The following is a 15,049-nucleotide window of genomic DNA, read 5'->3' as shown; positions in this document are numbered from 1 at the left end:
CCGGCTTCGGCCGGCGGCGTCAACGGCCCATGACGAGGCCGTCCGCGGCGCCCCCGCGGCTCAGGACGACGTGGCGGATCCGGTCGCGTACGGCGGTGAGGTGCTCGGCACCGCCCTCGATCGCCGCGTTGAGGTCGACCACGCGACCGGCGGCCGTGTCCATCCACTGCGGGATGAACTCGGCCCTGATCACCTCCCACCGCCCGCCGGGCCGGGCGGGCGGCGCGAAGGTGAAGCGGCCGATGGTGCCCTGGTTGCCGCGCGGGTCGTGGTCGCCCTCGTAGTTCGTCATCGGGCCCGCGATCTGGTCGCCCATGCCGTAGACGACCCAGGTGCCGTTGACCTTCTCGTACGCCTGGGGGACGTGGGCGTGGGTGCCGATGACGAGGTCGATGTCGGGACGGTCCGCGGTGCGCGAGGCGGTCAGGGCGCGACCGAGCCGCAGTTGGCGCGCGTCGGGGGCGGTCTGCCATTCCGTGCCCCAGTGGAGGCTGACCACGACGACGTCGGCCCCGGCCCGGCGGGCGGCGCGCGCATCCTCGACGATCTTCCGCTCGTCGATCAGATCGACCGCCCACGGCTGTCCCGCCGGGAGCGGGTAGCCGTTGGTGCCGTACGTGTACGCGAGCTGAGCGATCTTGGCAGTCCCCGCGCGCAGCCAGGCCGGCTCCCGGGCCTCGGCCTCGGTGCGGGCCGAGCCCGCGTGCTCGATCCCGGCACGGTCGAGGGCGTCGAGCGTGCGCCGCAGCCCTTCGGCACCGTCGTCCAGCGTGTGGTTGGAGGCGGTGGAGCAGGAGTCGTAGCCGGTGGCGCGGAGGGCTTCGGCGATCTGGGGCGGGGAGGTGAAGGCGGGGTAGCCGGTGTAGGGCCCGTCGTTGTCGCCGTACACCGTCTCCATGTGGCAGATGGCGACGTCGGCGCCGGACACGACGGGAGCGACGCCCTCGAGCATGGGCCGGAAGTCGTAGCCGTCGCCCCCTGCGGCCTCCTTCGCCTGCCGGATGACCGAGTCGTGCGGGAGTACGTCACCGCTGGCGACGAGCGTGAAGCCACGGGGGGCCGGGGAGTCGGGTGTGGTCGGGGAGTCAGGTGTGGTCGCCGGCTCGGGGACGGCCTTCGGGACAGGACGGCGGCTTCCGGTGGCTCCGGGCTCGTGGGTGGCAGGACGGGCGCTCCGGGCCCGGTCGGGGCCGCCGCCGCAGCCCGCCGACGGGGCGAGCAGTGCGATGGCCAGGACCACCGCCGCCGTGCGTACGCGTGGACTCATCGGCGGCTCCGTTACAGGGGACTCAACGGTCAGTCAATCATCAAAGCCGCTAATATGACTTACCCAACCAGAACGGACTACTCCCTTCCGGTCGACCGTTCTCCCTTCCGGTCAACCGTTCGCCGAACCATTCGCCGAACAGTGCGACCGCTCAACGCACGCGCCGGTACAACGCCTGTCCCTCCGCGCCCCGATGCGTTCGTATACGCCACGTAGCAGCGAATACTCCGGACTACTGTGCGAAAGGATGCCGACGATGGCGACGGCGACCGCGACGGTGACGAGCGCGACGGCGACGACCGACGAGCGGGCCCTGGCTGAGCTGCAGCGCGAACACGGTCCCGCCCTGCTGAGCTTCCTCATCGGCCTGACGTACGGCGACCAGCAGCGTGCCGAGGACCTCCTCCAGGAGACCCTGGTCAGGGCGTGGCAGCATCCCGAGGCGTTCGAGGGGCCGTACGAGTCGATGCGGCCGTGGCTCTTCACGGTCGGCCGACGGCTCGCGATCGACGCCCGCCGCTCCCAGCTGGCGCGCCCCACCGAGATCGGCGACGCCGTCCTCGCCACCACCGCGGACCCCGCCGATGCCGCCGACCGCACGGTCGCCGTGCTCGACGTCCGCACCGCGGTGCAGTCGCTGAGTCCCCAGCACCGGGCCGTGCTGATGCAGATCTACTTCCAGGGCCGGAGCGTGGCCGAGGCCGCCGAGGCGCTGGGCATTCCGGCGGGGACGGTCAAGTCGCGCTCGTACTACGCCCTGCGGCAGCTGGCCCGCTGTCTGCCCGGCTACAGCCGTGCGGCGGTCTCCTCCGCCGCCGCCTGACGGCCAGGACCGCGTCACTTCAGTCTCCGCCGCCCCTTCGGAAGCCTGGCCCCCTGGGGCCACGGCTCGGCGTCCCACCGATTCGAAATCCGCCGCTCGAGTTGAGTAAAGAGGGACCCTGACGCGTGTCTCCCGGTGGAGGCTCGTCGTCGACAGCCGTACGGAGCACGTCCGGGAGAAGGTGGAGAAAGTGCTGCCCGAAGGTACGAACGGCACCGGCGGAGGCGGTCTGGCGGTCCCCATGGCCTGGCTGTGCGCCGAGTACATAGCCGACGAGGTGCTGCGCACCGGCGGCCTTGTGGAGACCGGTTCGCTGGAGTTCAGAGCCGGCCGCGAGACCCTCGCCCTGACGGTCTATCTCTGCGACGGCCCCGAGGAGCCGGGGCTCGTCCGGACGGTGTCCCGCCTGGACGAGTGGCTGTCGCGCACGGCGTACGGGCACCCCTGGCCCGAGTGGGTACGCGAACGGATGGCAGCCCGGGAGGCCTTCGAGCGGGACGTCACAGGGCCCGACCCGGACCTGGCGCTGGCGCGGGAGGCCTGGCGGTGGCTGGAGCGGACCGAGCTGCTCGTCGCCGACCTCGGCGACGAGTCCGGGCTCTGGCACCCGGCCCTGCCGCTGGAACCGGCGGTGGACGAGTCGGCGCAGGTGTGGACCCCGGCGTGGCGGCTCGGGCTGCCACTGGGGCATCTGGCGATCCACCTGTACTGAGCCGCGCCACCCGGAGGCTCAGCGCCCGCCGGAGTTCTTGTGCACGCCCGCCCGGTACTTGGGGATCCGCACGGTGATCTTCGTGCCGGCCCCGATGCCCGTCTCGATGACGAGGCCGTGGTCGTCGCCGTAGACCTGCCGCAGCCGCTCGTCGACGTTGCTCAGTCCGACGCCCGACGACCTGGTCACCTCTCCAGCGAGGATGCGGCGCAGTTCGGCGGGGTCCATGCCGATGCCGTCGTCCTCGATCGTGACGACCGCCTCGGCGCCCGCGTCCTGTGCGGAGATCGAGACCCGGCACTCTTCCCTGGAGTCCTCCAGGCCGTGCTTGACGGCGTTCTCGACGAGAGGCTGGAGACAGAGGAAGGGCAGGGCGACCGGCAGCACTTCCGGCGCGATCTGGAGCGTCACCTTGAGCCGGTCGCCGAAGCGCGCGCCGGCGAGCGCCAGGTACTGCTCGATGCAGCGCAGCTCGTCGGCAAGGTGCGTGAAATCGCCGTGCCTGCGGAACGAGTAGCGGGTGAAGTCGGCGAATTCCAGGAGGAGTTCACGGGCCCGCTCGGGGTCGGTACGGACGAAGGACGCGATGGCGGCGAGCGAGTTGAAGATGAAGTGCGGAGATATCTGGGCGCGCAGTGCGCGGATCTCGGCCTCGATGAGCCGCGTACGGGACCGGTCGAGCTCGGCCAGCTCCAGCTGTACGGACACCCAGCGGGCGACCTCCGTGGCGGCCCGTACCAGCACCGCCGACTCCTTCGAGCCGTAGGCGACGAGCGCGCCGAGCACACCCTCCTCTCCGGTGAGCGGGGCGATGACGGCCCAGCGCAGCGGGCACTCCAGGTCGTCGCAGTCCGTGCGGATGCTCTGGCTGCGCCCCGAGTCGAGGACGCCGGTGACGCGCCGCATCACCCGCTCCCCGTGGTGGTCGCCGCCGGGTCCGTCCCAGGCGAGGACCGTGTCGCGGTCGGTGAGGCACAGCGCCTCGGTGCCGAGCAGGGAGCGCAGCCGTCGGGCCGCCTTGCGGGCGGTCTCCTCGGTGAGTCCGGCGCGCAGCGGCGGGGCGGCGAGGGAAGCGGTGTGGAGGGTGTGGAAGGTGGCCCGCTCGACCGGGGTGCCGAGGTCGAGGTCGGGGTCGCTGTCGGGCCGGGCGGTGAGCCGGCCGACCCCGAACCCGGCCGCGAGCAGTACGGCTGCGGCCGCACCGAGCGCCGCCAGCGCCATCGCCGTCATCGATCGGCTCCTTCGGGCTGCTGCCGGCCGACCAGGTCCTCGGGCAGATGGAGGCGCGCCAGGATGGCGGCCGCCCCGGACGGTACGTACCGGGGCGTCGCGAGCGACACCACCACCATGGTGAGGAAGCCGAGCGGCACCGACCAGACGGCCGGCCAGGCCATCAGCGTGTGCGGCCAGCCCTCGGGGGCGAGACCGGCGCGGGTCGCCATGACCGCGGTCAGCGCCGCCCCACCGCCGACGACGAGCCCGGCCGCGGCACCCGGTGGCGTGAGCCGCCGCCACCAGATGCCGAGGACGAGCAGCGGGCAGAACGAGGACGCCGAAACGGCGAACGCGAGTCCGACCGCGTCCGCGACCGGCACATTGGTGGCGACGACGCTCACGGCGAGCGGGACCGCCATCGCGACGACGGTCGCAAGCCGGAAGTGCCGCACACCGCGCGAGGGAAGCACGTCCTGGGTGAGGACTCCCGCGACGGACATGGTCAGTCCGGACGCGGTGGACAGGAACGCGGCGAACGCGCCGCCCGCCAGAAGCGCGCCGAGCAGATCCCCCGGGATGCCGCCGATCATCCGCTCCGGCAGGACGAGCACGGCCGCGTCGGCCTGGCCGGTGAGGGCGAGTTCGGGTGCGTAGATGCGGCCGAGCGCTCCGTAGACGGGCGGAAGCAGGTAGAAGGCGCCGATCAGCCCGAGCACGACGAGTGTGGTCCGGCGCGCGGCCCGCCCGTTGGGGCTGGTGTAGAAGCGGACGGCCACATGGGGCAGTCCCATGGTGCCGAGGAAGGTCGCGAGGATCAGCCCGTACGTGGCGTACAGCTGATAGCCGTCGCGGCCGCCCGCGAGCGGCTGGGACCAGCTGAACGGGTCGGTCCCGGTGGAGGCCCGCTCGGGTACCTCGGAGCCGCGGACGAAGCTGAGGCGGGTCCCGGCGTCGATGCGGTGCGTGCCCGCGTCGAGGGTGAGCCGGTCCTCGTCGTGCCGGATGCCGTCGATGCTGCCGAGGACGCCGACGGTGAGCGGCTGCTCCAGCTCGACCCGTACGGTGTCGTCGATCCGTACGACGGTGTGCTCACGGAAGACGGTGGGCGCGTCGAACCGGGCGCGGGGCGCGTCGTCGCCGAACCAGGCGGCAGCGAGGAAGAGCGCGGGCACGAGGAGTGCGGTGAGCTTGAGCCAGTACTGGAACGCCTGGACGAACGTGATGGAGCGCATCCCACCGGCGGCGACCGCGCCCGTGACGACGACGGCCACGACGAGTCCGCCGACCCAGTCCGGCGCGCCGGTGAGGATCTCCAGGGTGAGTCCCGCGCCCTGGAGCTGCGGCAGCAGATAGAGCCAGCCGATGCCGACGACGAAGAGGCTGGCGAGGCGGCGCACGACGCCCGATTCGAGCCGTGCCTCGGCGAAGTCGGAGAGGGTGTACGCCCCCGAGCGGCGCAGCGGGGCGGCGACGAGCACCAGCAGGACAAGGTATCCGGCGGTGTAGCCGACCGGGTACCACAGCATGTCGGGGCCCTGGAGGAGGACCAGTCCCGCGATGCCGAGGAAGGAGGCGGCGGAGAGGTACTCGCCGCTGATGGCGGCCGCGTTCAGCCCGGGTTTGACGGTGCGCGACGCGACGTAGAAGTCGGAGGTGGTACGGGATATGCGCAGGCCGAGGCCGCCTATGAGGACGGTCGCGAGGACGACGAAGGTGACGGCCGTCACCGCGTAGGTCTGGTTCACCGGCTGTTCCCCACGAGCGGCGTCAGCGGCCTTCGACGAGCCCGGTGAAGTCGCGTTCGTTGCGCTCCGCCCGGCGGACGTACCAGCGCGCCACGAGCCACATCACCGGATAGACGACCACGCCGAGCACCACCCAGACGAACGGCTCGGGCGAGGAGAAGGAGCCGAGAACGGCCGCGGGGAACGCGAACAGCAGCGGGAGGGTGCCGACGAGGAGGGCGAGCGCGCCGAGGGCGTACAGGCCCGTGCGCAGTTGACTGCGCATCAGGGAACGGACGTACACGGTGCCGAGCGGCGTCTGCTCGCTGATCTCCGAGCGGGCAGGGGCGTGGCCCGGCCTGCGGCGGGCCCCTCGCGGCACACCCGTGACCACCTCACGGCGGGGTGGCTGCTCTGCAGACATCGTCGTCCGCTCCCGGCATCTCTCGTCGACTCGGCTCGTTCGGACAGGGGTCCGAGGATCTACGGAGTCTATGCAGCGGCCTTGACGGAAGGTAGGCACCGGATGGTCTCGTCCCGGTCTCGGTGGGCCGCGTCCCGGCCCGCGGACCTCCGACAGACGGTCCCGGCAGGTCCGGGGATCACTGGCCGGCGCGCTGGCGGGTGCAGTCGGCGAGGGCGATCTCCAGTTCGACGTACGACTCCTCGGCACGGCGGAACGCGACTTCGAGGGCGGCTTCCGCCCGCGGGCCGACGAGCCCCTGCGCGGACTCCTGGATGTCGTAGAGCACATCGGCCCAGCGGCCGGCCGCGCTTCTGGCCCTGGCGAGGAGCGCCTCTACGTCGTCCGGACCGGCGGGCCGCATCTCCTGCAGACCGCTGAGCTCGTGCAGCAGCGCTTCGATATCGGACATCAGGCCCCTTCTCCCCTTCCCGATCAAGGGTAGGCGGGTCCGGAGGGCGGCAGCACCGATTGCGGTCGCCGCTCGGCCAGTGGCCCGGGCCGTCGCCGTACGGGCCGGGCGGGACGACGAACGGCGGTGCGCACACGCCGAACGGTCCTCAGCGGCGCGCGTGGCGCATGAGCAGATCGCGCAGCTGGCGCGCGTGGCGGCGGCTGACCGCGAGCTCCGCGCTGCCCACCCGGACGGTGGTGGCCCCGGCGTCCAGACGCAGTTCGTCGATGCGGCCGAGGGCGACGAGATGGCTGCGGTGTATGCGAACGAATCCGCGGGACGCCCAGCGCTCCTCGAGCGTCGAGAGCGGGATCCGGACGAGATGGCTGCCCTCCGCCGTGTGCAGTCGGGCGTAGTCGCCCTGGGCCTCGACGTACGCGATGTCGTCGATCGCGACGAACCGGGTGACCCCGCCCAGTTCCACCGGGATCTGATCGGGGCCTCCGCCGGGCACGGCCGCTCCCGTCACGGCGGGCGGTGCGTGGGTGTGCGCGGGCTGGGGTACGGGCACGGACAGCCGGGGCTCGCGCGCCGAATCGGCCAGATCGCTGACCCGGCGCACCGCCTCGGCCAGCCGTTCCCTGCGCACCGGCTTCAGGACGTAGTCCACGGCCTTGAGGTCGAAGGCCTGCACGGCGAAGCCTTCATGGGCGGTGACGAACACGATCAGCGGGGGCCGGGCGAAGCCCGCGAGCAGCTTGGCCACGTCGAGCCCGGTCAGCCCGGCCATGTGGATGTCGAGGAAGACGACGTCGATGGCGTCGTCACCGTCGGGCCCCGCGTCGAGGGCGCGGCTGATGCGGCGCAGCGCCTCGGTGGCGTCGGTGGCTCCTTCCGCACTGCGCACGCGGGGGTCGGAGCGCAGCAGATACAGGAGCTCCTCGAGAGCCGGTTTCTCGTCGTCGACGGCCAGTACGCGCAGCATGCTGCGGAGTTTAGGCGCGGGAGGAGCGCGGGACCACGGGTCGACGGGGCTACCGGGCCACCGGCCCTACGGGGCGCCGGTCCCCGGAGGTCCGGCGCCGTCCTCGGGGACGTCGTGGCCGCCGAGGCCGGCCGGGCCCTCGATCCGCTCGATGCCGTCGAGCAGGTCCTCCACCGTGACCGTCGCGAGCAGCGCCCGTGCGTCGGCGAGGTCGAGACACGCCGTCCGGCACGGGTCGCAGCACGCCAGATGGCGGGCGACGCCCGCGTCCTCCTCGGGGGCGAGCGCGCCGAGCACGTACGCGCCGAGCAGGAGCACCACATGAGGGCTGCCGGAGGGTGGCACGGTCATGGGTTTCCCCGTTTCTCCACCTGTCGCATGAGCGCGGACGGGTCTTTCTGCGTATTCCAGAGCGACACCACAACACTCTACGTACACGACAGCACACGCGAATCGAGGAATGGTCCATGAATCTGCGGGAGCGGCACCGGGACGTGGCCGCCTATGCGCTGGGCGTCCTCGATCCCTCGGACGCGTTCCGCTTCGAGGAGCATCTGTCGGAGTGTGTCCTGTGTGCCGTGCGGCTGGCCGATTTCACGCCGGCCGCGTCGGCACTGGCCGAGCTCGCCGGTCCCGGCCCTGGGCGCGCGCCGACGCCGGCGCCGTCGCCGAAGCTGCTCGACCGGCTGCTCCACGAGGTCGCGGCACGGCGCCGGCACAGCTCCCGCCGCAGGCTGCGGCTGGTGGTGGCGGCCGCGGCGCTGATCGTGGCGCTGCCGGCCGTGACGCCGGCCCTGGTGGACGGTGCCGGCGCCCGGGGCGGTCGTCCCGATGCGCGGATCGCCGCGACGGACGCGGCGACCGGTGTGTACGGCGCCGTCGATCTCCGCGCAAAGGACTCGGGCACCTCCGTCGCCCTCCGCGTGGCACGGCTGCGGGGGCCGCGGACCTGCGAACTGGTCGTGGTCGGCAGGGACGGCGAGGAGCACAGGGTCACCACCTGGTCGGTGCCGAGCGGCGGTCACGGCGTCCCCGGCTCGCCCGGGGACGGGAGTCCGCTGGACCTCGAGGCGGCGACGGCGCTGCGGCCGGACGAGATCGACCACTTCGAGGTCCGCACGGTGCGCGGTGAACGGCTCGTGACGCTGAACGCCGGCCGCTGACCCCGCGTGTGGCTCGTGACCCCGTGTGCGGCCCGGCCCCGGATCACTTGAGCAGCCGGGACATCCGTCGGTCGGCGAGCGGTTTGCCACCCGTCTGGCAGGTGGGGCAGTACTGCAACGACGAGTCGTGGAACGAGACTTCGCGGATGCTGTCGCCGCACACCGGACAGGGCTCGCCGGTGCGCCCGTGCACCCGCAGACCGCTCTTCTTCTCGGACTTGAGACTCCCGGCGGCCAGCCCGTGCGAGCGCTTGACGGCATCGGTGAGCGTCGTGCGCATCGCCTCGTAGAGCCCGGTGATCTCGTCCGCGGTGAGTTTCGACGTGAGTTTGTACGGTGACATCTTCGCGGCGTGCAGGATCTCGTCGCTGTAGGCGTTGCCGATTCCGGCGATGAGGCTCTGGTCGCGCAGTGCACCCTTGATCTGGCGGCGTTCCCCGGCGAGCAGCGCGGCGAAGGCGTCCCGCCCGAAGCCGTCGGCGAGCGGGTCGGGGCCGAGCCTGGCGACGCCGGAGACCTCGGACGGGTCCCGTACGAGATGGACGGCCAGCCGCTTCGTCGTTCCCGCCTCGGTCAGGTCGAAGCCGTCGCCACCGGTGAGCGCGGTGCGCAGGGCGAGCGGGCCCTTGCCCGGGCGGGGCACTCCGGACGGCAGCACGTCCTTCCACTGGAGCCAGCCGGCCCGGGCGAGGTGGAAGACAAGGTGCAGCCCGCCCGTCGTGGCGACGTCGAGGAACTTGCCGTGCCGGTGCACGGCGGTGACCTGCGTGCCCTCGAGGGCGGTGAGCGGAGGGTCGTACGTCTTGAGGACGCTGATGGCCACGGGCAGGACCTTGGCGATCTCCTTGCCGACCAGGTGGTCGTCGAGGAAGCCTCGGAGCGCTTCGACTTCGGGCAGTTCCGGCATGGCTCCAGCCTGCCGCACGCGGCCGCGTGCGGCGAGCCTGTCCGGGATGCCCCGGGCCCCGTTCGCGAGGGATCCGCCTCGGTTCGGAGCCCGTCCCGCGGTTGAGGACGGAATTCCGGGCCGCCGGACGGCACCGGCCGCCCGACGGGGGCTGCGGGCTCGCCCCTCACGCGGCGGAGCCCCGCCCTCGCCCTTCTATCGGATCAGCGCCAGCAGGGCCGCGAGTTCGTCCTCCATGCTGCGCGCGAGGCGGTCGACGTCCGGAAGCGCCTTGCCGTCGGCGACGAGGCCGACGTGCACGTGCCCCCCGTACGTCGACATCGCGACGGCCAGCGACTGGCCGCGGGCGAGCGGAGCCATCGGGTACACCTCCCGCAGCGGGCAGCCGCCGAGCGACAGCGCCGACCGTGGCAGCGGCACGCTCGTCACGAGCACATCGAAGAGCATCCGGGCCGCGTTCCCGGCCAGCGGCGCGCCGAAGCGGTGTGCGAGCGGCGGCAGTTGGTCGGCGAGGACCGCGACCGCGCCGGCACCGCGCAGCGGACCCGCGGCCTTGTTGCGGTCCATGGCGGTCCGGACCGTGTAGATCCGGACCCAGGGGTCGGGCTCGGTGACGGGCAGCCCGAGCAGATAGGCCGAGAGCTTGTTGCCGGAGCCGGGCGCGCTGCCCGGCCGGCGCCTCGACACCGGGACGAGCGCGCTCGGGTCGCTGAGCGGCAGCGTGTCCCCGCGCTCGGTCATCCAGCGGCGCAGCGCCCCCGCGACGGTCGCGAGGAGCACGTCGTTCGCGGTTCCGCCGACGGCCCTGCGTACCTGCTGGACGTCGTCCAGGGAGAGCACGGACGTGGCGAGCCGGCGGGTGCCGCTGGAGGTGGCGGTCAGCGCCGCGGCGCCCCGCGGATCGAGCCGGCCCGCCCGGGCGAGCGAGGCACCGACGAGCGAGGCGCCGACGCCGACCGCCCGGCCGAGGTCCTCGATCCGGCCGCGCGCCATCCCGGCGACCTGCCACGGCCCCGGCAGCCAGGAACGGGGGGGCACACTGCGGGGCTTCCGGCCGCTCTTGCGGCCGCGCGCCGCGCGGGTGCCGGCGATCTCGTCGAAGATCCCGGCGCCGATGGCGACGGCGCGCATCCCGTCGGCGAGTGCGTGGTGCAGTTTGACGAGCACACCGAACGGGTCGCCTGGACCGCCCGTGAGCAGGTACATCTCCCACGGCGGCAGCCCGCGCTCCAGCGGACGCTCCATCAGTTCTCCGGCGAGCCGGGTGGCGGTCTCGGCGAAGTCCCCCGCCGGGAGCCGCACCTGGCGGACGTGGCGGCGCACGTCGAAGTCCTTGTCGACGGCCCAGGCGGCCCCGCCGACGGGCAGGAGGACGTCCCGCACCCGCATCCGCAGCCGGGGGATCGCGGCGGCGCGGGTGGCGAGCAGTTCGAGGATCTCCTCGCTGCCGCGCTCACCGGCCGGAGGCTGGGCGAAGAAGGCCAGCGCGCCGAGGTGCATCGGGTGGTCGGCGGTCTCGAGGTGCCAGAAAGCCAGATCAATGGGTGCGAGAGGCTCAGCGCTCAAGGGGGTCCTCGTGTACGGGAAGGCCGGAAGACAGGACGTCAGGAAGTACGGAGGCAGAGGGTACGGACGCGGAACGTGCGGAACAGGAAGACAGGTATATGCAGTCAATCGCCTGCGATCGGTTACGGTCAAGCACAGGAACGTTACATACGGTTACCGTTCGGTAGTGGTCAGGTTGCCGGGCGGCCATGGGCGCGGGCCGGAACGATGAACTCGCACCACACACATTTGCCGCTGCCGCGCGACTCCACACCCCAGACGTCCGTCAGCCGGTCCACCAGCATCAACCCCCGTCCCGAGACCCCGGACTCCCCCGCCTCCCTGCGGCGCGGCAGGGCGCTGGACGGGTCCTCGACCTCGATCCGCAGCCGCCGCTCCGGCCCCGGCAGCACGCGTGCGGTCACGATGGCGTCGCCGTCCGTGTGCATCAGGGCGTTGGTGATCAGCTCGTCCGCGACGAGCTCGATCTCGTCGGACCGGTCCCCCGCACCCCAGGCCCGTACCGCAGCCCGGATCATGTGTCGGCCGGAGCTCAGTGCCTCCGGGTCGTTCTGGGCGACGTGCTGCTGCAGCCTGCCGCCGGCCTGCGGGGCGCAGGCGCCGTGGCGGCGCAGCAGCAGCAGCGCCACGTCGTCCTCGCCTCCCCGCTCGTCGACCTCCTCGCAGAGCCGGTCGGCGAGCAGCTGGAGGTTCCTGGGGCCGCTGCGGATCGCGGCGGCGAGCAGCTGCATGCCGTCGTCGAGGTCGGAGCCCGGTTGTTCGACGAGCCCGTCGGTGTAGAGCAGGAGGGTCTGCCCGGGGTCGAGTTCGACGGTGGCGACCGGGTACTCGAGCCGGCCGAACTCGGCGGAGAGGCCGAGCGGCAGCCCGCCGTTCACCGGAATGCGGCGGCAGTGGCCGTCGTCCTCGCACAGCAGCGGATCGACATGTCCCGCCCGCACCACCTGGACCACACCGGTCGTCAGATCGGCCTCCGCGTAGATGCAGGTGGCGAAGCGTTCGGTGTCGAGTTCGTGCAGGAAGACGGAGGCACGGGCCATGACCGTCGCCGGGGTGTGACCCTCGGCGGCGTACGCGCGCAGCACGATGCGCAGCTGGCCCATCACCGCCGCGGCGTGCGTGTCATGGCCCTGGACGTCGCCGATGACCGCGCCGACGCGGCCGCCCGGCAGCGGGATGATGTCGTACCAGTCGCCGCCGATGTCGCGGCCGAGACGGGCCGAGCGGTAGCGGACGGCGATCTGCGCGCCGGGCACGGACGGGATCCGGCGCGGCAGCATCGCCTGCTGCAGCCCTTCGGCGAGGTCGTGGTCCTGCTCGAAGAGGACGGCTCGCTGGAGGCTCTGCGCGATGCTGCTGCCGAGCGCGACCAGCAGATTGCGCTCCTCGGTGGTGAACCCGGTCTTGTCGCGGTAGAGCAGCCCGAGCGCGCCGATGGGTCGGGCCTGGGCGATGAGCGGCATGTACGCGGCCGAGGTGATGCCCAGCCCGCTGATATGCGGCCACAGCCTCGGGTACGAGACGGCGAAGTCCTCCTTGGACTCGATGAAGCGCGGTGCGAGGGTGCGGATGACCTCGCTCATCGGGTACTGCTCGTCGACCCGGGTGTAGCGCGTGCCGGGCACGAACGAGCCCTCGGGGCCTTCGGCGACCAGGTGGATCCGGCCGGACTCCAGCAGGCCCATGACGAGGCTGGTGGCACCGAGGTGCTCGAGCCCGTGGGAGTCCTTGAGCACGTCGATGACGTCCTTGACGGTCCTGGCATGGGCGAGCGCGGCCGTGGTGCTCTCGACGACGCTGGTCTGGCGACGGCGCTCCGTGTCGAGTTCGACGCGCGCGCTGGAGTCGGCGAGCTCCTGGGTCGCGTCACGGACGATGCCGATGATCCGGTAGGGGCGCCCGGCGTGGTCACGCTGGACCGAGCCCTGGGTGTGGGTCCAGCGCAGCATGCCGTCGCGGCAGCGGATGCGGAAGTACGCGCCGTAGGTCTTGCTGCCGCCCTTGAGCGCCTGCGACACCAGTCCGTCCAGCCGGGTCGCCTCGCTGGGCGGGACCCGGGAGGTCAGACTCTCGGGGCGCCCGTCGTACTCCGCAGCCCTCATGTCGAATACGTCGAGGGCGGCTTGGTCCAAGTGCATCAGCCCGCTGTCGAGATCCCAGTCGAAGCTGCCCATGCGGTTGAGGGCCAGGCTCAGATCCGGGTGGGCGGGCCAGTCGTCGGGAAGCGACACGGCACCCGCTGCCCGATCAACCATGGTGACACTCTGCCATCATTTGTCCGATTTTTCGAGCGAGCGGGTGGTCCGGGCGGCCCACCCGCTCGACCACCCGCTCAGCCGCGCAGGGCGCCACCGCCGCCCTTGGGCGCCGGCACGGCGTTCCGCGCACCGCCGGGGACGCCGGAGCCCGGGGCTGCCGCGCCGGGGCTGCCGCTCCGGTCGCTGCTCGGAGCGCCGCCCCGGCCCTGGCCGGGGGCACTGCCCGGGCCGAAGAGGATGTCGTCGTCCGACCCGGTCTCGGAGCCCTCCACCGAGCCGCTCTCGGTGTCGAACTCCTCGTACGTGGTCCCGCCGTCCGGCAGCGGCAGCTGGTTGCCGCCGATGGGGGCCTCGGGAACGGGCGCGGGCTGGGGAGCATCCCCGGAGCCACCGGAGCCGCCCGCGTCGGGGGCCGTCGGCACGCCCGGCCGGTCCGGGTTCGCGTCCGGGAGGACCGGCTTGGGGGCCGTGACGCCGGGACTGGCCTTCCGCTGCGGATTCGCGGCGTTCGGGCTCGCGGCATCCGGGCTCGGCGGGTTCGGGCTCGGCGCGCTCGGGTTCACCGGGTTCCGGCCGGCCGCCTGCGACTCGGGCACGTCGGTGACGTGGAGCCCGGGGGCGTAGGCCGGCGGGACCTCCGGCGCGCGGTCCGCCTCGCCGTCGGTGCCGCTCTTCCGCGCCAGCCAGGAGTTGCTCGCGAGGTCGGCGATGATGAGGTTGTCGATCGTCTGCGCAGCGCGGGTGATGACCACGACGCGCCCGCGGTCGTAGCCGGGCCAGGCCTTGCCCTGCTCCTCGGGCTCGGCGGAGTCGACCACGGGCGAGGCCACCGGACTACCGGAGACGCAGCGGACCCTGGGCGAGCCCTGCTCGTCGACGAGGACGGCCGTGCCGCCCTGGAGGACGGCCTGGAAGCGGTTGGCGGAGCCGTCGCGGTAGTTGTGCCCCGTGACCCGTGCGTCGGCGCGCAGCACCACGGGGGTGAGCCCGCGCAGGAACGCGGGGATGTCCTCCTGGCTGACGCCGGCGCCGTGCGCGAAGGCACGGCCCTTGTTGCCGTCGGCCATGAGCAAGCGGATCTGCTGCTCGACGTCGCAGCTCCCGACCGAGTTCATCCCGCCGTACAGGCCGGGCGTGGAACCCAGCACCGTACGGATGGACCCGAACGCGGCCCCGGACCCGGCCGACGCGGAGGCACGCGGCACCGGGAGCTTCCCGGCGGCGCCCATGACGGTCGCCGTCGAGGGAGTGAAGGGATCGGGGCCCTGTTCCAGGGCCGCCTGCAGATGGACCTGCTGCCGGGCTGCCGCGCCTGACTGGCCCGAATCCGTCAGACTGCTGCAGCCCGTGACCAGAGCCGCGGCCGTCAGACCGGCCGACAGCGCGGCGAGCCCGGCGTGTCGGCGATACCTCGGTGAGCGCACGAACATGAACCGCCATCTCCCGCCTGTTTGTGAGTGACACGGAGTGATCACTCTTGTTCATGCCGCATGCCGGCCCGGACCGCGACTTGAACACGTTCAAAGAAGGCTCTAGACTCATGAACAAGAATTGAACATGTTCAAGCAGGGG

The 15,049-nt window shown here is 72.5% G+C and carries 14 protein-coding genes; 3 read left to right on the top strand and 11 right to left on the bottom strand.

From position 1 onward, the window contains the following. Positions 1–19 precede the first annotated feature (19 nt). Positions 20–1,267 (bottom strand): CapA family protein, encoded by a 1,248-nt coding sequence (locus tag ACWCP0_RS20415; RefSeq protein ID WP_451080205.1) that lies wholly within the window; start codon positions 1,265–1,267, stop codon positions 20–22. A gap of 256 nt (positions 1,268–1,523) precedes the next feature. On the opposite strand from ACWCP0_RS20415, the gene ACWCP0_RS20410 reads away from it, so the two are divergent. Next, complete coding sequence (locus ACWCP0_RS20410) at positions 1,524–2,090, top strand: sigma-70 family RNA polymerase sigma factor (protein WP_451080204.1); 567 nt, start codon at positions 1,524–1,526, stop codon at positions 2,088–2,090. A gap of 241 nt (positions 2,091–2,331) precedes the next feature. After that, entirely contained in the window at positions 2,332–2,802 is a 471-nt protein-coding gene (locus tag ACWCP0_RS20405; protein WP_451080301.1) for a hypothetical protein, read from the top strand. 18 nt (positions 2,803–2,820) lie between these two features. Here the strand turns inward: ACWCP0_RS20405 and ACWCP0_RS20400 are convergent, their stop codons facing one another. From ACWCP0_RS20400 to ACWCP0_RS20375, 6 genes are all read right to left on the bottom strand, one after another. After that, the gene (locus ACWCP0_RS20400; RefSeq protein ID WP_451080203.1) at positions 2,821–4,032 is read right to left on the bottom strand and encodes a sensor histidine kinase; all 1,212 of its coding nucleotides are present in this window, start codon (positions 4,030–4,032) and stop codon (positions 2,821–2,823) included. After that, positions 4,029–5,762: a sodium/solute symporter gene (locus tag ACWCP0_RS20395; RefSeq protein WP_451080202.1), complete on the bottom strand. Its 1,734-nt coding sequence runs from the start codon at positions 5,760–5,762 to the stop codon at positions 4,029–4,031. Before ACWCP0_RS20395 ends, ACWCP0_RS20400 begins: the two co-directional genes overlap by 4 nt. A 22-nt stretch (positions 5,763–5,784) precedes the next feature. Beyond that, positions 5,785–6,165, bottom strand: a complete 381-nt coding sequence (locus ACWCP0_RS20390; RefSeq protein WP_351227308.1) for a hypothetical protein — start codon at positions 6,163–6,165, stop codon at positions 5,785–5,787. Between the two features lie 178 nt (positions 6,166–6,343). Further along, positions 6,344–6,616 carry a hypothetical protein gene (locus tag ACWCP0_RS20385; RefSeq protein WP_451080201.1) on the bottom strand — a complete coding sequence of 91 codons (273 nt, stop codon included), beginning with the start codon at positions 6,614–6,616 and terminating at the stop codon, positions 6,344–6,346. Between the two features lie 148 nt (positions 6,617–6,764). After that, positions 6,765–7,583, bottom strand: coding sequence for a LytR/AlgR family response regulator transcription factor (locus ACWCP0_RS20380; protein WP_451080200.1), 819 nt, complete (start codon positions 7,581–7,583; stop codon positions 6,765–6,767). A gap of 66 nt (positions 7,584–7,649) precedes the next feature. Continuing rightward, positions 7,650–7,934, bottom strand: a complete 285-nt coding sequence (locus ACWCP0_RS20375; RefSeq protein ID WP_451080199.1) for a zf-HC2 domain-containing protein — start codon at positions 7,932–7,934, stop codon at positions 7,650–7,652. 116 nt (positions 7,935–8,050) lie between these two features. Between ACWCP0_RS20375 and ACWCP0_RS20370 the strand changes: the two genes are divergently transcribed. Then, positions 8,051–8,746 (top strand): anti-sigma factor family protein, encoded by a 696-nt coding sequence (locus ACWCP0_RS20370; protein ID WP_451080198.1) that lies wholly within the window; start codon positions 8,051–8,053, stop codon positions 8,744–8,746. A 43-nt stretch (positions 8,747–8,789) separates the two neighbouring features. Here the strand turns inward: ACWCP0_RS20370 and ACWCP0_RS20365 are convergent, their stop codons facing one another. The 4 genes from ACWCP0_RS20365 to ACWCP0_RS20350 all read right to left on the bottom strand — a co-directional run bounded on the left by ACWCP0_RS20365 (position 8,790) and on the right by ACWCP0_RS20350 (position 14,907). Next, the gene (locus tag ACWCP0_RS20365; protein WP_451080197.1) at positions 8,790–9,653 is read right to left on the bottom strand and encodes an Fpg/Nei family DNA glycosylase; all 864 of its coding nucleotides are present in this window, start codon (positions 9,651–9,653) and stop codon (positions 8,790–8,792) included. A 195-nt stretch (positions 9,654–9,848) separates the two neighbouring features. Further along, complete coding sequence (locus ACWCP0_RS20360) at positions 9,849–11,219, bottom strand: wax ester/triacylglycerol synthase family O-acyltransferase (RefSeq protein WP_451080196.1); 1,371 nt, start codon at positions 11,217–11,219, stop codon at positions 9,849–9,851. A gap of 170 nt (positions 11,220–11,389) precedes the next feature. Next, positions 11,390–13,474 (bottom strand): SpoIIE family protein phosphatase, encoded by a 2,085-nt coding sequence (locus tag ACWCP0_RS20355; protein WP_451080195.1) that lies wholly within the window; start codon positions 13,472–13,474, stop codon positions 11,390–11,392. A 77-nt stretch (positions 13,475–13,551) separates the two neighbouring features. Further along, positions 13,552–14,907: a DUF6777 domain-containing protein gene (locus tag ACWCP0_RS20350; protein ID WP_451080194.1), complete on the bottom strand. Its 1,356-nt coding sequence runs from the start codon at positions 14,905–14,907 to the stop codon at positions 13,552–13,554. Positions 14,908–15,049: the final 142 nt, after the last annotated feature.

This window comes from Streptomyces sp. NPDC001970, from assembly GCF_053594115.1.
This window is presented reverse-complemented; position numbering and strand designations above follow the sequence as displayed.